At 71.9% G+C, this 19,624-nt stretch carries 19 protein-coding genes; all 19 read left to right on the top strand.

Annotated features, from left to right (window positions below):
- The first annotated feature begins 5 nt into the window (after positions 1–5).
- The 19 genes from QM782_RS02275 (at position 6) to QM782_RS02185 (ending at position 19,609) form a co-directional block, all read left to right on the top strand.
- Positions 6–1,022, top strand: a complete 1,017-nt coding sequence (locus QM782_RS02275; protein ID WP_415201319.1) for a TRAP transporter substrate-binding protein — start codon at positions 6–8, stop codon at positions 1,020–1,022.
- The gene (locus tag QM782_RS02270) at positions 1,019–1,804 is read left to right on the top strand and encodes an SDR family oxidoreductase (protein ID WP_415201318.1); all 786 of its coding nucleotides are present in this window, start codon (positions 1,019–1,021) and stop codon (positions 1,802–1,804) included. The genes QM782_RS02275 and QM782_RS02270 overlap by 4 nt, the downstream gene beginning before the upstream one ends.
- Positions 1,801–2,589 (top strand): SDR family NAD(P)-dependent oxidoreductase, encoded by a 789-nt coding sequence (locus QM782_RS02265; RefSeq protein WP_415201317.1) that lies wholly within the window; start codon positions 1,801–1,803, stop codon positions 2,587–2,589. The genes QM782_RS02270 and QM782_RS02265 overlap by 4 nt, the downstream gene beginning before the upstream one ends.
- 6 nt (positions 2,590–2,595) lie before the next feature.
- Complete coding sequence (locus QM782_RS02260) at positions 2,596–3,468, top strand: isocitrate lyase/PEP mutase family protein (protein ID WP_415201316.1); 873 nt, start codon at positions 2,596–2,598, stop codon at positions 3,466–3,468.
- 29 nt (positions 3,469–3,497) lie between these two features.
- Positions 3,498–4,415 carry a dihydrodipicolinate synthase family protein gene (locus tag QM782_RS02255; RefSeq protein WP_415201315.1) on the top strand — a complete coding sequence of 306 codons (918 nt, stop codon included), beginning with the start codon at positions 3,498–3,500 and terminating at the stop codon, positions 4,413–4,415.
- A gap of 230 nt (positions 4,416–4,645) precedes the next feature.
- The gene (locus QM782_RS02250) at positions 4,646–5,608 is read left to right on the top strand and encodes an ABC transporter substrate-binding protein (protein WP_415201314.1); all 963 of its coding nucleotides are present in this window, start codon (positions 4,646–4,648) and stop codon (positions 5,606–5,608) included.
- A 3-nt stretch (positions 5,609–5,611) separates the two neighbouring features.
- Positions 5,612–6,469 (top strand): ABC transporter permease, encoded by an 858-nt coding sequence (locus QM782_RS02245; RefSeq protein ID WP_415201313.1) that lies wholly within the window; start codon positions 5,612–5,614, stop codon positions 6,467–6,469.
- An 8-nt stretch (positions 6,470–6,477) separates the two neighbouring features.
- Complete coding sequence (locus QM782_RS02240; protein ID WP_415201312.1) at positions 6,478–7,260, top strand: ABC transporter ATP-binding protein; 783 nt, start codon at positions 6,478–6,480, stop codon at positions 7,258–7,260.
- A gap of 270 nt (positions 7,261–7,530) precedes the next feature.
- Positions 7,531–8,574, top strand: a complete 1,044-nt coding sequence (locus tag QM782_RS02235) for a TauD/TfdA family dioxygenase (protein ID WP_415201311.1) — start codon at positions 7,531–7,533, stop codon at positions 8,572–8,574.
- Between the two features lie 42 nt (positions 8,575–8,616).
- Complete coding sequence (locus tag QM782_RS02230; protein ID WP_415201310.1) at positions 8,617–9,588, top strand: Bug family tripartite tricarboxylate transporter substrate binding protein; 972 nt, start codon at positions 8,617–8,619, stop codon at positions 9,586–9,588.
- A gap of 114 nt (positions 9,589–9,702) precedes the next feature.
- Positions 9,703–10,440 carry a histidine utilization repressor gene (gene hutC / locus QM782_RS02225; protein ID WP_415201309.1) on the top strand — a complete coding sequence of 246 codons (738 nt, stop codon included), beginning with the start codon at positions 9,703–9,705 and terminating at the stop codon, positions 10,438–10,440.
- 114 nt (positions 10,441–10,554) lie between these two features.
- A complete protein-coding gene (gene hutH / locus QM782_RS02220) occupies positions 10,555–12,099 on the top strand; it encodes a histidine ammonia-lyase (RefSeq protein ID WP_415201308.1) in 1,545 nt (514 codons plus the stop codon).
- A gap of 34 nt (positions 12,100–12,133) precedes the next feature.
- Positions 12,134–13,849 (top strand): urocanate hydratase, encoded by a 1,716-nt coding sequence (hutU, locus tag QM782_RS02215; protein WP_415201307.1) that lies wholly within the window; start codon positions 12,134–12,136, stop codon positions 13,847–13,849.
- Between the two features lies 1 nt (position 13,850).
- Positions 13,851–14,696, top strand: a complete 846-nt coding sequence (locus tag QM782_RS02210; protein WP_415201306.1) for a phytanoyl-CoA dioxygenase family protein — start codon at positions 13,851–13,853, stop codon at positions 14,694–14,696.
- A 53-nt stretch (positions 14,697–14,749) separates the two neighbouring features.
- On the top strand, positions 14,750–15,484 hold the full coding sequence (locus QM782_RS02205; RefSeq protein ID WP_415201305.1) for a transporter substrate-binding domain-containing protein: 735 nt from the start codon (positions 14,750–14,752) through the stop codon (positions 15,482–15,484).
- Positions 15,485–15,676: 192 nt separating this feature from the next.
- Complete coding sequence (locus QM782_RS02200; RefSeq protein WP_415201304.1) at positions 15,677–16,345, top strand: amino acid ABC transporter permease; 669 nt, start codon at positions 15,677–15,679, stop codon at positions 16,343–16,345.
- 50 nt (positions 16,346–16,395) lie between these two features.
- Complete coding sequence (locus QM782_RS02195; protein WP_415205566.1) at positions 16,396–16,974, top strand: HutD family protein; 579 nt, start codon at positions 16,396–16,398, stop codon at positions 16,972–16,974.
- An 8-nt stretch (positions 16,975–16,982) separates the two neighbouring features.
- Positions 16,983–18,200: an imidazolonepropionase gene (gene hutI / locus QM782_RS02190; protein ID WP_415201303.1), complete on the top strand. Its 1,218-nt coding sequence runs from the start codon at positions 16,983–16,985 to the stop codon at positions 18,198–18,200.
- On the top strand, positions 18,197–19,609 hold the full coding sequence (locus tag QM782_RS02185) for a formimidoylglutamate deiminase (protein WP_415201302.1): 1,413 nt from the start codon (positions 18,197–18,199) through the stop codon (positions 19,607–19,609). The genes hutI and QM782_RS02185 overlap by 4 nt, the downstream gene beginning before the upstream one ends.
- The last annotated feature ends 15 nt before the right edge of the window (positions 19,610–19,624 follow it).

Below are 19,624 nucleotides of genomic sequence, written 5' to 3'. Positions count from 1 at the left end.
ATGACATGACCCCGTTCCCCCGCGCCCTGCCCACCGTGCTGGCCGCCGCCGCGCTGGCCCTGGCCGCAGGCCCGGCCAGCGCGCAGTTCCAGAACCGCAACTTCCGCGTCTCCAACGGCGTCAGCAAGGAACACCCGATGGGCAACGGCCTGGCCGCCATGGGCGCCTGCACGCTGGAGAAGTCCGGCGGCAAGATGAAGATCCAGGCGTTCTGGGACGGCGCGCTCGGCAGCGACCTGACCAGCACCCAGAGCGTGCGCACCGGCTCCATCGACATGGTGCTGACCTCCACCGCGCCGGTGGTCTCCATCGTGCCGGCGCTGGGTGTGTTCGACCTGCCGTTCCTGTTCGACACCGCGGCCGAGGCCGACCAGCTGCTGGATGGCAAGGTCGGCGACTGGTTCTCGGCCAAGCTGCCGGCCGTGGGCCTCGTCAACCTGGCCTGGTGGGAGAACGGATTCCGCCACACCACGAACTCCAAGCGCCCGATCACCAAGGCCGAGGACTTCGAGGGCGTGAAGATGCGCGTGATGCAGAACAACGTCTACCTCGACACCTTCAAGACGCTGGGTTCCAACGCCGTGCCGATGGCCTTCACCGAGGTCTACTCGGCGCTGGAGACCCGGACCGTGGACGGCCAGGAGAACCCGTTCACCAACATCGAAAACATGAAGTTCTACGAGGTGCAGAAGTACCTCACGCTCAGCAAGCACGCCTACAGCCCGACGCTGGTGCTGTTCTCCAAGAAGATCTGGGACGGGCTGTCGCCGCAGGAGCAGGCCGTGCTCAAGGAATGCGCCGTGGTCGGCCGCGCCGAGCAGCGCCGCGCCAACCGCGCGATGGAGGCCAAGAGCGTGGACAACCTGCGCGGCAAGGGCATGGCCGTCAACGAGATCGCGCCGGCCGAGATGGCGCGCATCCGCGAGAAGACCAAGGTGATCTACGAGCGCCACGCCAAGGCCATCGGCGAGGAGCCGATCGCCATGGTGCAGGCCGAGCTCAAGCGGATCCGCGGGCAATGAGCGGACTGCTGGACGGGCAGGTCGCCTGGGTTACCGGCGGCGGCAGCGGCATCGGCCTGGCCGGTGCGGTGGACCTGGCCAAGGCCGGCGCGCGCGTGGTCATCTCCGGCCGCGACGCGGCCAAGCTGGCGCAGGCCATCGCCGAGGCCGAGGCGCGCGGCGCGCCCGCGGGCCGCATCACCGCCAGGCCGCTGGACGTGGCCGATGCCGGGGCCGTGAACGCGGTGGCCGGCGCGATCCAGGCCGAACTGGGCCGGGTCGACATCCTGGTCAACAGCGCCGGGCTCAACTACCCCAAGCGCTACTGGTGCGACACCGACGCCGAGACCTTCGCCGACGTGGTGGGCATCAACCTCAACGGCGCCACCTACTGCACGCTGGCGGTGGTCCGGGGCATGCGCGCGCGCGGGCAGGGCACGGTCATCAACGTGGCCTCGTTCGCGGGCTTCCACTACGAGTACATGACCGGCCCGGCCTACACCTCGAGCAAGGCCGCGCTGATGGCGCTGACGCATTCCTTCAACATCGAGGAATGCGTGAACGGCCTGCGCGCCACGGCGCTGTGCCCGGGCGAGGTGGCCACGCCGATCCTGAAGAAGCGGCCGGTGCAGCCGAGCGAGGCCGACAAGGCGCGCATGCTGCAGGAGGCCGACATGGGCCGCGTCATCCGCTTCATCGCCGAGGCGCCCGCGCACGTGTGCGTCAACGAGCTGGTGGTCTCGCCGGTGTGGAACCGCACCTACGTGCAGGACCAGCCGCTGGTGCGCCGGAGGGCGCCGTGAGCGAAGGGCTCGTCGTCGCGGTCACGGGCGCGGGCCAGGGCATCGGCCTGGCGGTGGCGCGCCGGTTCGCCGAGCGCGGCGCGCGCGTCGTCGTCTCCGACATCGATGCCGACCGCTGCCGCCACGCCGCGCAGCAGATCGGCGCGCTGGCCGTGCCGGGCGACGTGACGCGCGCCGAGGACTGCGCCGCGCTGGTGCAGCAGGCCGTGGCGGCCGGCGGCCGGCTCGACGTGATGGTCTGCAACGCCGGGATCATGCAGCTCAAGCCGCTGCTGGAGCTGGACGGCGCGGACTGGGACCGCATGCTCGGCGTCAACGTCAAGGGCTGCTTCCTGACGCTGCAGGCCGCCGCGCGGCAGATGCTGCAGCAGGCCCCGCTGGCTGCCGGCCGGCCGGCCGGCAAGATCGTCACGATGGCGTCGATCGCCGGCCGCAGCGGCGCCGGGCCGATCGCCGCCGTGATCCCGCACTACCGCGCCAGCAAGGCGGCGGTGCTGAGCCTCACGCAGTCGGCCGCGATCGCGTTCGCGCCCCGGCTCACGGTCAATGCGATCTGCCCCGGCCTCGTGGAGAGCGAGATGTGGCGCGGCATGGACCGCGCCTGGGGCGCGCTGCAGGGCCTGCAGGAAGGCCAGGTCTGGCAGCAGCGCATCGCCGGCATCCCGCTGGGCCGGCCGCAGCGGCCGGAGGACGTCGCCGACGTGGCGACCTTCCTGGCCGCGCCGGAATCGGACTACATGACCGGCCAGGCGCTGAACGTCGACGGCGGCCTGATGATGAACTGAGGTGCCATGGAACACCCTGCAGCCACCCTGCGGCGCCTGCTCGCCGCCGGAACCATCGTCCAGGCGCCCGGCGCCTACGACGGCCTGAGCGCCCGCCTGGTCGAGCGCGCGGGCTTTCCCGCGATCTACATGACCGGCTTCGGCGCCACGGCCACGCGGCTGGGCCAGCCCGACATCGGCCTGCTCACGCAGACCGAGATGACCACGCACGCGCGCGACATGGTGCGCGCGGTGGGCATCCCCGTGATCGCCGACGCCGACACCGGCTACGGCGGCCCGTCCAACATCGAGCGCACGGTGCGCGAGTACGTGCAGGCCGGCGTGGCGGCGATCCACCTGGAGGACCAGGTCGCGCCCAAGCGCTGCGGGCAGATGGCCGGCATCCGGCTGATCGACGCGGCCGAGAATGCGCGCCGCCTGCGCTGCGCCGTGCAGTCGCGCGGCGGGGACCCGCTGCTGGTCATCGGCCGCACCGATGCGTTGCCGGCCGCCGGCATCGACGAAGCGGTGTCGCGCGCCCGGCGCTACCAGGACGCCGGCGTGGACCTCGTGTTCGTGGACGGCATCAAGACCGTGGCCGAAGTCGAGGCCGTGGCGCGCCGCGTGGCCGGCCCCAAGGTCGTCTCCATCGTCGACGGCACGCCGGCCGTGGCCCTCACCGCGCCCGCGCTGCAGGCCATGGGGTTTTCCATCGTGTTCTACGCCGTCACGGCCCTGTTCAGCGCCGCGCGCGCCGTGCAGGACGCCCTGGCCGCCCTGCATGCCGGCGGCACGCCGGGCGCGCTGGCGCAGCCCGGCTTGTCGTACGCTGCGTTCGCCGACACCGTCGGCCTGCCGCACCACCAGCAGCTCGACGAGCAGTTCGGCGGCGGCGCCTGATTCCCCCGATCCGAAAGACCCTCACTGCCATGACCACCTCCGTTCCCCATGCCGGCATCTGGCCCGCGCTGCTGACGCCGCTGAACGCCGACCTCTCCATCGACATCCCCCGGTTCGCGCGGCATGCCAAGGCGCTGATCGAGAAAGGCTGCGCCGGCGTGACGCCGTTCGGCACCACGGGCGAGGGCCCGTCGTTCACGGTGGCCGAACGCCGCGCCGCGCTGGAAGGCCTGATCGCCGGCGGTGTGCCGGCCGAGCGCATCCTGGTCTCGACCAGCTGCGCGGCCCTGCCCGATACGCTGGAGCTCACGCGCCACGCGCTCTCGGTCGGTGCCACGCGCTGCCTGATCCTGCCGCCGTTCTTCCTGAAGGGCGTGCCCGACCAGGGCGTCATCGACTGCTATCGCCATGTCATCGACGGCGCGGCCGACGCGCGCCTGCGCGTGGTGCTGTACCACATCCCGCAGATCTCGGGCGTGCCGCTGTCGCACCCGGTCATCGCCGCGCTGCGCCGGCTGTACCCCGACACCATCATCGGCCTGAAGGACAGCGGCTGCACGCGCGCCGACTCCGTGGCCTACGCCGAGGCCTTCATGCCCGGCATGCAGGTCTGGGTCGGCAACGAGCCCGACCTGCCGACCATGGGCGCGCGCGGCAGCCTGGGCGCCGTGAGCGGCATCGCCAACGTGATGCCGCACCTGGTCGGCCGCCTGGCCGTGGCCCAGGGCGACGAGGCCGCGCAGCGCGACCTGCAGCGCGTGCGCGCCTTCCTGGACATCCTGGGCGGCTACGGCATGACGGCCGCGTTCAAGGCCATCATGGCCCTGCTCGACGGCGACGCCGGCTGGCGCCGCGTACGCCCGCCGCTGGTGGCGCTGGACGAGGCCGAGCTGGCGCGCATCAAGGCGCAGATGCGCGGCTTCGCGCTCGACCGCAACCTCGATTGAGCCTGGCACGCTTTCTGCGGAGTCCGCGCATTCGCCGGGCGTTCCGGCCTGCCCGCGTGCCGCGCCGGTAGCCGCGCACCAGACCGGCCCGCGCGGCGCCCCATTCCCGGGATGTCGTGGGTTTGTCTGTATATACAGGCCTGCTCAGGCGAATGAGACTGCGCCCCGCGCGGCCCTGGAGGCCGCCGCCGGCGCGTTCGCAGCGTTCAATCCCAACCGAGGAGGGCCGCATGGCCAAGACTGTTTTCTCCAAGCTCGCCACCCTGCTGGCCGCCGGCGCGCTGGCCGGCGTGGCCCAGGGGGCGGCGGCCCAGACCAAGGTCGTGATCGGCATGTCCGGCTGGACCGGCTTCGCGCCGCTGACGCTGGCCGACAAGGCCGGCATCTTCAAGAAGAACGGGCTGGACGTGGAGATCAAGATGGTCCCGCAGAAGGACCGCCACCTGGCCCTGGCGTCCAAGTCCATCCAGTGCGCCGCCACCACGGTGGAGACGCACGTGGCCTGGAACACCAACGGCGTGCCCATCGTGCAGATCTTCCAGCTCGACAAGTCCTACGGCGCCGACGGCATCGCCGTGCGCAACGACATCAAGAGCTTCGCCGACCTCAAGGGCAAGACCGTGGCCGTGGACGCGCCCGGCACGGCGCCGTACTTCACGCTGGCCTGGATGCTGAGCAAGAACGGCATGCACGTGAAGGACGTCAAGACCGTCACGCTGGCGCCGCAGCCGGCCGCCCAGTCCTTCGTGGCCGGCCAGAACGACGCGGCCGTGACCTACGAGCCCTACCTCTCGACCGTGCGCGGCAACGCCAGCGCCGGTAAGATCCTGGCGACCACGCTGGACTTCCCGCACATCCAGGACACGCTGGGCTGCGCGCCCGACTGGCTCAAGGCCAACGGCACGGCCGCCAAGGCGCTGGCCGACTCGTACTTCCAGGCCCTGGAGATGATCCAGAGCGACCCGGCCAAGTCCAACGAGATCATGGGCGGCGCCGTCAAGCAGACCGGCGAGGCCTTCGCCAAGTCCGCGAGCTACCTGCGCTGGCAGGACAAGGCGGCCAACCAGAAGTTCTTCGCGGGCGAGCTGGAGGCCTTCATGAAGGAGGCCGCCGCGATCCTGCTGGAGTCCGGCGTGATCCGCAAGCTGCCCGACAACTGGTCGGCCATGTACGACGCCCGCTACATCCAGTAAGCGATGGCCGGCGACAGCACCCGCGTCCTGCCCCCGGCCGCGCCCGCCGCCCCCGTGCCCGCGGCCCCGCGGCGCCGGCGCCGCGGCATGGTGCCGCTGGCCCCCGTCAGCCCCACGGCCCGCTGGCTGCTGGGCCTGGGCTTCTTCGTGCTGTTCGTGGCAGTCTGGGCGTTCTTCACGCTCGGCGGCTTCGTCTCGCCGACCTTCCTGGCCAGCCCCGTCACGATGGTGCAGGAGGCCTGGCTGCTGCTGACCGAGTACGGCTTCGCCCACGACATCGGCATGACGGTCTGGCGCGTGGTCGGCGGCTTCGTGCTGGCGGCGGTGGTCGCCGTGCCGCTGGGCATCGCGATGGGCGCGTACAAGCCGGTCGAGGCCTTCCTCGAACCCTTCGTCTCGTTCTGCCGCTACCTGCCGGCGTCCGCATTCATTCCGCTGCTGATCCTGTGGGCCGGCATCGGCGAGACGCAGAAGCTGCTGGTGATCTTCATCGGCTCGGTGTTCCAGATCATCCTGATGGTGGCCGTGACGGTGGGCGGCGCGCGCAAGGACCTCGTGGAGGCCGCCTACACGCTGGGCGCCGACAGCCGCGGCATCGTGCGCCGCGTGCTGATCCCCGGCGCCGCGCCCGGCATCGCCGAGACGCTGCGCCTGGTGCTGGGCTGGGCCTGGACCTACGTGATCGTGGCCGAGCTGATCGGCTCGTCCTCGGGCATCGGCCACATGATCACCGACAGCCAGGCGCTGCTGAACACCGGCCAGATCATCTTCGGCATCATCGTCATCGGCCTGATCGGGCTGGTCTCCGACTTCATCTTCAAGGCGGTCAACAGGAAGCTGTTCGCCTGGGCCAGCCTGTGAGCCACGCCATGCGCAACCAGCTGTCGATCCGCGGTGTCTCGCGCACCTTCACCAGCCCCGGCGGCCAGTCCACGCAGGCCCTGCAGCCGGTGGACTTCGAGGTCCGCAGGAACGACTTCGTGACCATCCTCGGCCCGTCGGGCTGCGGCAAGTCCACGCTGCTGCGCATCGTCGCGGGGCTGGACGACCCGACGTCCGGCCAGGTGCTGCTGGACGGCCAGCGCATCGAGGGCCCGGGCGCCGACCGCGGCATGGTGTTCCAGAGCTACACGCTGTTCCCCTGGCTCGACGTGGCGCAGAACATCCGCTTCGGCCTGCGCGAGCGCGGCCTGCCCGAGGCGCAGCAGAAGGAGCGCGCCGACTACTTCATCGCCAAGGTCGGGCTGCGCGGCTTCGAGCAGCACTTTCCCAAGCAGCTCTCCGGCGGCATGCAGCAGCGCACGGCCATCGCGCGCGCGCTGGCCAACGACCCCAAGATCCTGCTGATGGACGAGCCCTTCGGCGCGCTCGACAACCAGACCCGCGTGCTGATGCAGGAGCTGCTGCTGGGCATCTGGGAGGCCGAGCAGAAGACGGTGCTGTTCGTCACCCACGACATCGACGAGGCCATCTTCATGGCCAGCCGCGTGGCCGTGTTCAGCGCGCGGCCGGGCCGCATCAAGACCGAGATCGCCGTGGACCTGCCGCACCCGCGCCACTACACGGTCAAGACCACGCCCGCGTTCATGGAACTCAAGGCCCGGCTGACGGAGGAGATCCGCGCCGAATCGATGGCGGCGGCAGAGCATTGACCCCGGGCCGGCCGGGTCGCCGCCTGCACGCCGCGTGGCACGCCGATTGCGTGCCATGGCCTCGCGATGAGGGACAGCCCTGCATGGACGTCGATCCGGTGCATGCCTGCTCCTGCCGGGGGCCCGGTTCCGCTCACGCCGCGTCGCCCGCGGCCGGATGACAGTCCTGATTGACAGTCCTGGACGGAGCATCGATAAATTGATCCGTCCTGTCTATACAAATAGGAGATTCCTGGCATGAACGACCGAACCACAGCCGCTGCACCCCCCATGCCTTCGCATCCGATGGAGGGGGCGGAGGCCTGGGTCGGGGCCGACCTGGCGCAGGCGTCCGACTGGCTGTTCCATCTCGACGGCGCCGTGGTGGAAGAGCTGGACCGTGCCTCGCGCCGGCTGCTGGACGCGGGCGTGGATCCGCTGTCCATCCGCCGCGAGGACTTCGACGTGCCCTCCTGGCGCGAGGACTTGGTGCGCCTGCGCGACGTGCTCGAGAACGGGCGCGGCGTCGTCAAGATCACCGGCCTGCCGGTGCAGCGGTTCGGCATGGAGCAGCTCAAGCTGCTGTGGCTGGGCATCGGCGCGCTGGTCGGCACCGTGATTCCCCAGAATCCCTATGGCGATGCGCTGGAGAACGTGATGGCCGAGCCCAACCGCAAGGTGGGGATGCCCAACGTGCGGGCCTACACCACGGATTCGCGCCTGCGCTTCCATGCCGACGACTGCGACATCCTCGGCCTGCTGTGCGTGCGTCCCGCCAAGTCCGGCGGCGAGAACGGCATCGTCAGCTCGATGTCCGTCTTCAACGAACTGCTGCGCACCCGCCCCGAGGTCCTGCCGCAGCTCTTCCGGGGCTATGTGTGCGACCTGTTCGGCGACGAGCGTCCGGGCTACGGCCCGGTGACGGACCATCCGATCCCGGTGTTCTCGTGGCATGCCGGGCGCCTGTCCTGCCGCTACTCGCGCAACTACATCAACATGGCCGCCAAGCGGCTGGGCACCACGCTCGGCGAGGAGGAGGTGCAGGCCGCGGATGCCTTCGAGAAGGCGTCCGAGGACGCCCGCCTGCGCTACGACCTGCGCCTGGATGCGGGCGACATCATGCTGCTGAACAACGCCACCGTGATGCACGCGCGCACCGAGTACGTGGACCACGACGAGCCCGAGCGGCGCCGGCACCTGCTGCGCCTGTGGCTGCGCGCCGACCATGGCCGGCCGCTGGCGCCCGATTTCGAGAACCGGTACGGAGGGGAGTATTCCTTCCGCCTCGGCATGCCGGTGAGCCGCAAGCGCGAGCCGGCTGCAGCGGCCCCCTGAATCCACCACCACCGCCTACCCAGGCCCGACAAGGACGTCCCCATGCCCACGACCCGACGGCACGCGGTCGGCTGCGCCATCGCAGCCCTCGCCTTCTGCGCCCCCGGTGCATTCGCCGAGAGCCCCTTTCCCAGCCACCCGCTGACGCTGGTCGTGCCCTATCCCCCCGGGGGCGCGGCCGACGGGCACATGCGCGTGATGGCCGAGGCCGCGGCCAAGCACCTGGGGCAGCCGGTGACGGTCGTCAACCGGCCCGGTGCGTCCGGCACGATGGGGATCGTGGCGCTGCAGCAGACCCCGTCCGACGGCCACGTGGTGGCGCTGTGGCCGACCACGGCGTTCCGGCTGCCGTATCTGCAGAAGGTGCCCTGGGACCCGATGACCGACGTGTCCTATGTCATCAACGTGACCGGCTTCGCCTATGGACTGGTCGTGCGGGCGGACGCGCCCTGGCACAACCTGGCCGAACTGCTGGCCGATGCCAAGGCCAACCCGGGAACGATCAGCTTCGGCACGCCGGGCGCGATGACCGTGCCGCACCTGGCGACGGAGGAACTGTTCGCCAAGGCCGGGGGCAAGGCGACGCACGTGCCCTTCAAGGGCTATTCCGATGCGGCCACCGCGTTGGGCGGCGGGCACATCCACATGCTGGTGGACGCGCCGAGCTGGGCGGGCATGGTGGAGACCGGCAAGTTCAAGCTGCTGGGCACCTTCGCGCCGCAGCGGCTGGCCAGGTGGCCCGACGTGCCCACGGTCCGGGAATCCGGCTACGACATCGTGGCCACGGCCCCCTACGGCCTGGTGACCGGCAAGGACGTGCCGCCGGCGCAGGTCCAGGTGCTGCACGACGCGTTCAGGAAGTCCATGGGCGATCCGGCCTACCAGGCCTCCATGGACAACCTGATGCAGGTTTCGGCCTATCTGGGGCCGCAGGAGTACAAGAAATGGGCGCAGCAGTACATGAAGGAGCAAAAGGACGTGCTCGAGCGGCTCGGCTATCTGGTGCACCCGTAGCGTGAAGGAACGCCAGCATGCGGCGCGTGCATCCGGGCAGGTCGGGCTGCGCGCGGCCGTGCGGCATTCCCGCGCGTCTTGCGCAGGAGGCATCGCGCTCCGCTGCCGAACGCCATGACCGAGCTCGGCCCCGCGCCTGCCCAGAACGGCGAACCGGCGTACCTGCGCGTCAAGCGCTGGGTGCTGGAGCACATCGAGAAGGGGAGATGGAAGACCGGCGAGCGCCTGCCTTCGGAGGCGGAGTTGGTCAGGCTGTTCGGCGTGTCGCGCATGACGGTCAACCGCGCCCTGCGCGAGCTGACGGCGGACCAGCACATCCGCCGGGTCCAGGGCCTGGGCAGCTTCGTGGCCGAGCCCAAGGTCGCCGCGACGGTGGTGGCCGTCCAGAGCATCCAGGAAGAGATCCGCGCGCGCGGCCACCAGCATTCGTGCGAGGTGCTCAAGCTCGAGAAGATGCGGCGCGACGCGGCGGACGTGCCGCTGGAACTGCCTGCCAGCAGCCTGCTCTTCCACGCCCTGGTGCTGCACCTGGAGAACGGCATGCCGATCCAGCTGGAGGACCGCTACGTGAACGGGCGCATCGCGCCGGAGTTCATGAAGCAGGACTTCCGCACCCGCGCGCTGGGGGACTATCTGATGCAGATGGCGCCGATCTCGCGCGCCAGGCACGTGATCGAGGCGCTGGCCCCTTCGCGGCAGGTGGCGTCCCTGCTCAAGCTCAAGGCCCAGGAGCCGTGCCTGGTGCTGACCCGCTTCACCTGGAGCGACGGCCTGCCGGCCACGTGGGCCCGCCTGTATCACCCGGGCTCGCGCTATCGCTTCACGGCGGAGCTGGGCCTGCAGCGCCGTTGAATTCCGATATGGCACTGAAGAAGCCGTGCATGTGGCGAGGCGCGGAGCAGTGCATGGCGGCCCGAAGGGCAGGCACCGGCGCATCATCGGCCCGGGCATTCGAAGGGGATCGGTATGACTGAGGAACTCGCGCTGGATTGCCAGGGGCTGACGCTGGGCATGCTGCGCGGCGTGCACGCGGGCGCGGCTGTCCTGTCGCTGTCCGAGGCCACGCGCGCACGCGTCGTCCAGGCGCAGCAGGCCGTGGCCAGGATCGTGCAGCAGGGGCAGGTGACCTACGGCATCAACACCGGCTTCGGCAAGCTGGCGCAGACCACCATCGCGGCCGACCGGCTGGCCGAGCTGCAGCGCAACCTGGTGCTGTCGCACAGCGCCGGCACGGGCGAGCCCTTGCCGTCCGGCGTGGTGCGCCTGGTGCTCGCCACCAAGGCGGTGAGCCTGGCGCGCGGCCATTCCGGCGTGCGCCCCGAGATCATCGATGCGCTGCTGGCCCTGTACAACGCCGGCCTGCTGCCGCGCATTCCCGGCAAGGGCTCGGTTGGCGCCTCCGGTGATCTGGCGCCGCTGGCCCACCTGGCCTGCGTGCTGATCGGCGAGGGCGAGGTGACGACGCCCGAGGGCGACGTGATCGCCGGCGCGCAGGCGATGCGGCGCGCCGGCTTCGCGCCCTTCGTGCTGGGCCCCAAGGAGGGGCTGGCGCTGCTCAACGGCACCCAGGTCTCGACCGCGCTGGCGCTGGCCGGCCTGTTCGGCGCCGAGCACGTGTTCGCCGCGGGCCTGGTGGCCGGCGCGCTGTCGCTCGAAGCCATCCAGGGGTCGATCAAGCCCTTCGACGCGCGCATCCACGCGGCGCGCGGCCAGCCCGGCCAGATTGCCGTGGCCGGCGCCGTGCGGGCGCTGCTGGAGGGCAGCGAGATCATCCCGGGCCACGCCGACTGCGGCCGCGTGCAGGACCCGTACTCGATCCGCTGCATTCCGCAGGTGATGGGCGCCTGCCTGGACAACCTGGCCCATGCGGCGCGCGTGCTGGCGATCGAGGCGAATGCGGCCTCGGACAACCCCCTGGTCTTCGCCGACACCGGGGAAGTCATCTCGGGCGGAAACTTCCACGCCGAGCCGGTGGCCTTCGCGGCCGACATCGTCGCGCTGGCGGTCGCCGAGATCGGCGCCATCGCGGAGCGCCGCATGGCACTGCTGCTCGACACGGGCCTGTCGGGCCTGCCGCCGTTCCTGGTGCGCGACGGCGGGGTCAATTCCGGCTTCATGATCGCGCAGGTCACGGCCGCGGCGCTCGCGTCCGAGAACAAGTCGCTCGCCCACCCGGCCAGCGTGGACAGCCTGCCGACCTCGGCCAACCAGGAGGACCACGTGTCGATGGCCACCTTCGCGGCGCGCCGCCTGGCCGCGATGGTGGACAACACGGCCGTGGTCGTCGGCATCGAGGCCATGGCCGCCTGCCAGGGCATCGAGCTGAAGCGGGGCCCGGAGTCCTCGCCGCTGCTGGAGGCCGAGTTCGCCGCCATCCGCGCGCGCGTGGCCTTCCTCGCGCAGGACCGCCTGCTCGCGCCCGACGTCGAGGCCATGCGCCTGTGGGCGCTGCGTGCCGACGGTGGCGCCTGGCCCGCGCCGCTGCGCGCCATCCTGCCCAGCCACGCCTGACCCGCCCGACCGAGGCATCCAAGGAGCACCCGCCATGAACGCACCCGTCCCCTTCGTCGCCGGCATCGGCACCCGCCACGACCCTGACCGCAGGATCGCCGCGCCCACGGGCACGCAGCTGTCGTGCAAGAGCTGGCTGACCGAGGCGCCGTTCCGCATGATCCAGAACAACCTGCACCCCGACGTGGCCGAGCGGCCCGAGGACCTGGTGGTGTACGGCGGCATCGGCCGCGCCGCGCGCAACTGGGAGTGCTTCGACCAGATCCTGGCCTCGCTGAAGGAGCTGGAGGCCGACGAGACCCTGCTGGTGCAGTCCGGCAAGCCGGTGGGCGTGTTCAAGACCCATGCCGACGCGCCGCGCGTGCTGCTGGCCAACTCCAACCTCGTGCCCCGGTGGGCCGACTGGGAGCATTTCAACGAGCTGGACCGCAAGGGCCTCTTCATGTACGGCCAGATGACGGCGGGCAGCTGGATCTACATCGGCAGCCAGGGCATCGTGCAGGGCACCTTCGAGACCTTCGTCGAGGCCGGCCGCCAGCACTACGGCAACGACCTCGCCGGCAAGTGGATCCTGACCGCCGGCCTGGGCGGCATGGGCGGCGCGCAGCCGCTGGCCGCCACGCTGGCCGGCGCCTGTTCGCTGACCATCGAATGCCAGCAGAGCTCGATCGACTTCCGGCTGCGCACGCGCTACGTGGACCGGCAGGCACAGGACATCGACGACGCCATCGGACTGCTGCGCCGGCACACCGCGGCCAGGGAGGCGGTCTCGATCGCGCTGCTGGGCAACGCGGCCGAGGTGCTGCCCGAGCTCGTGCGGCGTGCCCAGGCGGGCGGCCTCAAGCCCGACCTCGTGACCGACCAGACCTCGGCCCACGACCTGATCCACGGCTACCTGCCGGCCGGCTGGACCGTGCCGCAGTGGAAGGCCGCGATGGCCGACCCCGCCCAGCACGCCGCCCTGAAGGCGGCCGCGGCCCGGAGCTGCGCCCGGCACGTGCAGGCGATGCTGGACTTCCAGGCCATGGGCGTGCCGACCGTGGACTACGGCAACAACATCCGCCAGGTGGCCTTCGACGCCGGCGTGCACGACGCCTTCGACTTCCCGGGCTTCGTGCCGGCCTACATCCGCCCGCTGTTCTGCGAGGGCAAGGGCCCGTTCCGCTGGGTCGCGCTGTCGGGCGATCCGCAGGACATCTACAGGACCGACGCCAGGATCAAGGAACTGTTCCCGCAGAACAAGCACACGCACCGCTGGCTCGACATGGCGCGCGAGCGCATCGCCTTCCAGGGCCTGCCGGCGCGCATCTGCTGGCTGGGCCTGGGCGAGCGGCACTTCGCGGGCCTGGCCTTCAACGAGATGGTGCGCACGGGCGAGCTGAAGGCGCCCATCGTGATCGGCCGCGACCACCTGGACACCGGCTCGGTGGCCAGCCCCAACCGCGAGACCGAAGGCATGCGCGACGGCACCGACGCCGTCAGCGACTGGCCGCTGCTCAACGCGCTGCTCAACACCGCCGGCGGCGCCACCTGGGTCAGCCTGCACCATGGCGGCGGCGTGGGCATGGGCTATTCGCAGCATGCGGGCATGGTCATCGTCTGCGACGGCACCGAGGCGGCCGACCGGCGCCTGGCCCGCGTGCTCGTCAACGACTGCGCCTCGGGCGTCATGCGCCATGCCGACGCCGGCTACGAACTGGCCATCGCGACGGCGAAGAAGTTCGGCCTCAAGCTGCCCATGGTGCGGTGAGATGGACGGCCTGCCGGACACCGGAACCCTGCGCCGGCGCGTGGCCGAGCGCGTGGACGACGCCACCGTGGCGCAGTTTCAGCGCGACGGCGCCTGCGTCGTGCGCCAGCTGCTGACGGCCGAGGAACTCGCGCTGCTCGCACAGGGCATCGAACAGAACCTGGCCGAGCCCAGCCCGCGCGGCCTGGTCGCCAGCCGCCCGGACGATCCGGGCCGCTTCTTCGAGGACTTCTGCAACTGGCAGCACATCGCCGCCTACCGGCGCTTCGTGTTCGAGACGCCGCTGGCGCTGCTGGCCCGGCGCCTGATGGGCTCGCGCGAAGTGCGGCTGTACCACGACCACCTGCTGGTCAAGGAGCCCGGCACGCGCCAGAAGACGCCGTGGCACCAGGACCAGCCCTACTACAACATCGACGGCATGCAGAACGTCAGCATGTGGATCCCGGTCGACCCGGTGCCGCGCGCGTCCACGCTGGAGTTCGTGGCCGGCTCGCACCGCGGGCCCTGGCTGATGCCGCGCACCTTCATGGACCACCAGGCCAAGTGGTTCCCCGAAGGCAGCCTGGCGGACCTGCCCGACATCGACGGCGCGCGCGAGCGCTTTCCCATCCTGGGCTGGGACATCGCGCCGGGCGACTTCGTGTGCTTCCACATGCTGACGCTGCACGCGGCCGCCGGCGTGGACGGCCCGCAGCGCCGCCGCGTGTTCTCGCTGCGCTTCCTGGGCGACGACATCCGCCACGCGCCGCGGCGCTGGAAGACCTCGCCCGACTTCCCGGGCCTGGCCGACCAGTTGCCGGCCGGCGCGCCTATGGACCACCCGCTGTTTCCGCGGCTGCTGGGTTGACCCCATCCTGCACGGCCCCGCGCCTTCCTTTCCTTGCAACCGGAGAACCTCCCATGCCACTGCGCCGCCACCTGCTTGCCCTGGCCCTGCTGTCGTCCACCCTGCTGGGCCAGGCCCATGCCCAGGCCGTGCTCAAGGTCGCCACGGACGCCACCTTCCCGCCGATGGAGTTCTTCGAGAACGGCCAGCGCACCGGCTTCGACACCGAGCTCGTGGAGGCCGTCGGCAAGCAGCTCGGCCGCAAGGTCGAGTGGGTCGACATCGACTTCAAGGGCCTGATCCCGGCGCTGGTCTCCCGGCGCGTGGACATGGCCGTCTCGGCCATCTACATCACCGACGAGCGCCGCAAGGTCGTCGACTTCACCGCGCCGTACTACGCGGGCGGCCTGGTCGCCATGGTCAAGGCCGACAACCGCACGATCCGCACGCCGGCCGACCTGGCGGGCAAGAAGGTCAGCGTGCAGGTGGGCACCAAGTCGGTGAGCTACCTGCGGGAAGCCCATCCCCAGGTCCAGCTCGTGGAGGTCGAGAAGAACCAGGAGATGTTCAACCTCGTGGAGGTGGGCCGCAGCGACGCCGCCGTCACCGGCAAGCCGGCCGCCTTCCAGTACGTGCGCACCCGCCCGGGCCTCAAGGTGCTGCCCGAGCAGCTCACGACCGAGGAGTACGGCATGGCGATCCGCAAGGACACGCCGGAACTCACCAAGGCCGTGAACGAGGCGATCGCCAGGCTCAAGGCCGACGGCACGTACGACGCCATCGTCAGGAAATGGTTTCCGGCGCAATGAGGAGGCATCCCCCCGGGCCGCCGCTGCGCGGCTCCCCCCTGCCGCTGCGCGAAGGTGGGCACATCCGGCGGCCTGGCGCAGCCGCGTCCCGCGGATGTCGCCGGCAGGGCCTGCCCCGCGGCCTGCTGCGCCGTGGCGCGCCGAGTGGCGCCGAAGGCGGTGCGCGCCGGCGCGGCGCCCTGAGGATCTAGCATGGAACTGGACTTCTCGCCGGTCTGGGGCGGCTGGGACGCGCTCGCCCGCGGCACGCTGGTCACGGTCGAGATCACCGTCTGCGCGCTGCTGCTGGGCTGCGTGCTGGGCCTGCTGGTCGGCATCGGCCGGCTGCAGCCGCGGCGGCGCTGGCTCCACGGCGCGTGCACGGCCTACGTGACCGTGGTGCGCGGCACGCCCCTGCTGGTGCAGCTGTTCATCCTGTTCTTCGGCCTGCCGCACTTCGGCGTGCTGCTGCCGGCCTTCCTGTGCGGCGTGCTGGGGCTGGGCGTCTACTCGGGCGCCTACGTGTCGGAGATCGTGCGCGGCGCCATCCAGTCCATCGACCAGGGCCAGACCCTGGCCGCGCAGTCGCTGGGCATGACGGCGCCCACGGCCATGCGCCACATCATCCTGCCGCAGGCCGTGGTGCGCATGATCCCGCCGCTGGGCAACGAGTTCATCGCGCTGATCAAGAACTCGGCGCTGGTCTCGCTGCTGACCATCCACGACGTGATGCACGAGGGGCAGAAGATCATCAGCGTGTCCTACCGCTCGCTGGAGGTCTATCTGGCCATCGCCGCGGTGTACTTCGCGCTGACCGGCACGGTCATGCTGGTGCTGCGGCACTTCGAGCGGCGGCTGAGCCAGGGAGGGCTGGTGCGATGAGCCCCGCCCGGCCGCCCGAAGAGGCTCGCACCGCAGGTACTCCCGTGGGCATGTCGGTGCACCGCTTCGACGTGGCGGCATTGCCCGCCACGCCCTGGAAGAACGGCGGCGGCAGCACGCGCGAGATCGCCTGCTGGCCGCCCGGCGCCGGTTTCGACGCTTTCGACTGGCGCGTGAGCATCGCCCGCATCGCGGCCAGCGGGCCGTTCTCGGTGTTCGCCGGGGTGGACCGCGTCATCACGCTGCTCGACGGCGACGGCGTGCGCCTGCACGGCGAGGGCGTGGACCACCGCCTGGCGACGCCGCTGGTGCCGTTCGCGTTCAGCGGCGACACGGCCATCGATTGCACGCTGCTGGGCGGTGCCTCCAGCGATTTCAACGTGATGACGCGGCGCGGCCGGCTGCGCGCGGAACTGCAGGTGCTGCGCGGTGCGGGCGTGCTGCCGGCCGCGCCGCACGGCCTGCTGCTGGCCTGGCGCGGCGGCTGGCGGGCGAATGGCCGGCCGCTCGCGCAGGGCCAGGGCCTGTGGTGGGCCGGCATCGACCCGGAAGCCGCCCCCGCCTGGCGCCTGGACACCGCAGACGCCGGTGCCGCATTGCTGGCCGTGCAATGGCACGCCGCCGGATAGGAGCCCCGATGCCTTCCTTCGACACCCTGCCTTCGGCCGACGGCCTGTGGACCGGCCTCACCGGCCTGGACGGCCGGCCCTGCGCCATCGCCGTCGCGGACGGCCGCATCGCCTGGACCGGCGACCCGCACGCCGTGCCCGCGGCCCATGCCGCCGCGCCGCGCCGCGACGGGCAGGGCGCGCTGGTCACGCCCGGCCTGGTGGACTGCCACACCCACCTGGTCTACGGCGGCCAGCGCGCCAACGAATTCGCGATGCGCCTGGCCGGCGCCAGCTACGAGGAGGTGGCCCGGGCCGGCGGCGGCATCGTCGCCAGCGTGCGCGCCACGCGCGCGGCCAGCGAGGACGCGCTGTTCGCCAGCGCCTCGGCGCGGCTGCGCAGCCTGCTGGCCGAGGGCGTCTGCGCGGTCGAGATCAAGTCGGGCTACGGCCTGTCGCTGGCGCACGAGCGCAAGCAGCTGCGCGTGGCGCGCCAACTGGCCGCCGCCCATGGCGTGACCGTGCGCACCACCTTCCTGGGCGCGCATGCGCTGCCGCCCGAGTACGCGGGGCGCAGCCAGGACTACACCGACCTGGTGTGCCGCGAGATGCTGCCGGCCCTGCATGCCGAAGGGCTGGTCGATGCGGTGGACGTGTTCTGCGAGCGCATCGCGTTCTCGCTGGCCGAGACCGAGCAGGTGTTCCAGGCCGCGCAGGCCCTGGGCATTCCGGTCAAGCTGCACGCCGAGCAGTTGTCGGACATGGGCGGCGCGGCGCTGGCGGCGCGCTACGGCGCGCTGTCCTGCGACCACGTCGAGCACCTGTCGCAGGCCGGCGTCGACGCCATGGCGGCCTCGGGCAGCGTGGCCGTGCTGCTGCCGGGCGCCTACTACACGCTGCGCGACACCCACCTGCCGCCGGTCGCGGCGCTGCGTGCGGCGGGCGTGCCGATGGCCGTCTCGACCGACCACAACCCCGGCACCTCGCCGGCGCTGAGCCTGCTGCTGATGGCGAACATGGCCTGCACGCTGTTCCGGCTCACGGTGCCCGAGGCCATCGCCGGCATCACCACGCACGCGGCGCGCGCGCTGGGCCTGCAGGACACGCACGGCGCCATCGCCGCCGGCCGGCCGGCGAACTTCGTGCTGTGGAACCTGGAGGAGGCGGCCGAGCTGGCCTACTGGTTCGGCCAGCGGCCCGTGCGCTGCGTGGTGCGCCAGGGGCGTCTCGCGGAGGGTGCCGTATGAATGCCTTGTTCGCCACCGACGCGCTGCTGCCCACGGGCTGGGCGCGCGACGTCCTGCTGCGCTGGGACGCCGCCGGCACGCTCGTGCAGGTGCAGCCGGGCGCCGCGCGGCCCCAGGACGCCGCCCAGGCCGAGGGCCCGGTGCTGCCCGGCCTGCCCAACCTGCACTCGCACGCCTTCCAGCGCGGCATGGCCGGCCTGACCGAGTACCGCGGCCAGGGCGAGGACAGCTTCTGGAGCTGGCGCACGCTGATGTACCGCTTCGCGGGCCGGCTCGACCCGGCCCTGCTCGAAGCCATCGCCTGCGGCCTGTACGTGGAGATGCTGGAGACCGGCTACACCAGCGTCTGCGAGTTCCACTACGTGCACCACGACCGCGATGGCCGGCCCTACGCGGACGACGCCGAACTCGCGCTGGCCCTGCTGCGCGCCGCGCGCCGCGCCGGCATCGGCCTCACGCTGCTGCCCGTGCTCTACCAGACCGGCGGCTTCGGCGGCACGCCGCCGTCCGAGGGCCAGCGCCGCTTCATCCGCGCCACCGACGACATGCTGCGGCTGCTGGCGCGGCTGCACGCCCTGTGCGCGGCCCAGGGTGCGCCGGGGGCCGACGGCGCGCCGGCGGTGCGCCTGGGCCTGGCGCCGCACTCGCTGCGCGCCGTGCCGCCCGATGCGCTGCGCGAGGCCGTGGCCGGCCTGCATGCGCTCGACGCCACGGCGCCGGTGCACATCCACGTCGCCGAGCAGACCCGGGAGGTCGACGACTGCATCGCCTGGAGCGGCCAGCGCCCCGTGGCCTGGCTGCTGGACCACGCGCCGGTGGACGCGCGCTGGTGCCTCGTGCACGCCACGCACATGGACGCCGGCGAGATCCGCCGCGCGGCCGCCAGCGGCGCCGTGGCCGGCCTGTGCCCCAGCACCGAGGCCAACCTCGGCGACGGCCTGTTCGACTGGCCGGCCTGGCAGGCCGCCGGCGGCGCCTGGGGCGTGGGCTCGGACGGCCACACCTGCGTGAACGCGGCCGAGGAGCTGATGCTGCTGGAGTACGGCCAGCGCCTGGCCACGCGCCGGCGCAACGTGATGGCGGCGCCGGGCCAGCCGCACGTGGCCACCGCGATGACCCTGGCCGCCGTGGCCGGCGGCGCGCAGGCGGCGGCCCGCCCGGTCGCCGGCCTGGCCGCGGGGCAGCAGGCCGACCTGGTCACGCTGGACGCGCGGCATCCGGCGCTGGCCGGGCTGCCGGCGGCCGAGATGCTGTCCGCCCACGTGTTCGCGAGCCACCGCACCAGCGCGGTCGGCACCGTCCACGTGGCGGGCCGGGCGCGCGTGCGCGCCGGGCGCCATGCGGACCACCTGCAGGCGGCGGCGGGGCTCGTCGAGGCCCGCCGGCGGCTGCTGCAGGATGCGCCCTGAGGCCGCCGCTTCGCC

This window comes from Pseudorhodoferax sp. (assembly GCF_047601025.1).
GTDB lineage: Bacteria > Pseudomonadota > Gammaproteobacteria > Burkholderiales > Burkholderiaceae_C > Pseudorhodoferax.
Note: the sequence above shows the minus strand (reverse complement) of the source record. Positions and strands in the feature narration are given on the sequence as shown.

Bases quoted from the DNA above. Each gene is read 5' to 3' on its own strand.
- QM782_RS02200 (WP_415201304.1), top strand. From the start codon at position 15,677: ATGGAACTGGACTTCTCGCCGGTCTGGGGCGGCTGGGACGCGCTCGCC.
- hutU (WP_415201307.1), top strand. From the start codon at position 12,134: ATGAACGCACCCGTCCCCTTCGTCGCCGGCATCGGCACCCGCCACGAC.
- QM782_RS02245 (WP_415201313.1), top strand. From the start codon at position 5,612: ATGGCCGGCGACAGCACCCGCGTCCTGCCCCCGGCCGCGCCCGCCGCC.
- QM782_RS02255 (WP_415201315.1), top strand. From the start codon at position 3,498: ATGACCACCTCCGTTCCCCATGCCGGCATCTGGCCCGCGCTGCTGACG.
- hutH (WP_415201308.1), top strand. From the start codon at position 10,555: ATGACTGAGGAACTCGCGCTGGATTGCCAGGGGCTGACGCTGGGCATG.
- QM782_RS02270 (WP_415201318.1), top strand. From the start codon at position 1,019: ATGAGCGGACTGCTGGACGGGCAGGTCGCCTGGGTTACCGGCGGCGGC.
- QM782_RS02230 (WP_415201310.1), top strand. From the start codon at position 8,617: ATGCCCACGACCCGACGGCACGCGGTCGGCTGCGCCATCGCAGCCCTC.
- QM782_RS02205 (WP_415201305.1), top strand. From the start codon at position 14,750: ATGCCACTGCGCCGCCACCTGCTTGCCCTGGCCCTGCTGTCGTCCACC.
- QM782_RS02235 (WP_415201311.1), top strand. From the start codon at position 7,531: ATGCCTTCGCATCCGATGGAGGGGGCGGAGGCCTGGGTCGGGGCCGAC.
- hutC (WP_415201309.1), top strand. From the start codon at position 9,703: ATGACCGAGCTCGGCCCCGCGCCTGCCCAGAACGGCGAACCGGCGTAC.
- QM782_RS02185 (WP_415201302.1), top strand. From the start codon at position 18,197: ATGAATGCCTTGTTCGCCACCGACGCGCTGCTGCCCACGGGCTGGGCG.
- QM782_RS02195 (WP_415205566.1), top strand. From the start codon at position 16,396: ATGTCGGTGCACCGCTTCGACGTGGCGGCATTGCCCGCCACGCCCTGG.
- QM782_RS02240 (WP_415201312.1), top strand. From the start codon at position 6,478: ATGCGCAACCAGCTGTCGATCCGCGGTGTCTCGCGCACCTTCACCAGC.
- hutI (WP_415201303.1), top strand. From the start codon at position 16,983: ATGCCTTCCTTCGACACCCTGCCTTCGGCCGACGGCCTGTGGACCGGC.
- QM782_RS02260 (WP_415201316.1), top strand. From the start codon at position 2,596: ATGGAACACCCTGCAGCCACCCTGCGGCGCCTGCTCGCCGCCGGAACC.
- QM782_RS02210 (WP_415201306.1), top strand. From the start codon at position 13,851: ATGGACGGCCTGCCGGACACCGGAACCCTGCGCCGGCGCGTGGCCGAG.
- QM782_RS02275 (WP_415201319.1), top strand. From the start codon at position 6: ATGACCCCGTTCCCCCGCGCCCTGCCCACCGTGCTGGCCGCCGCCGCG.
- QM782_RS02250 (WP_415201314.1), top strand. From the start codon at position 4,646: ATGGCCAAGACTGTTTTCTCCAAGCTCGCCACCCTGCTGGCCGCCGGC.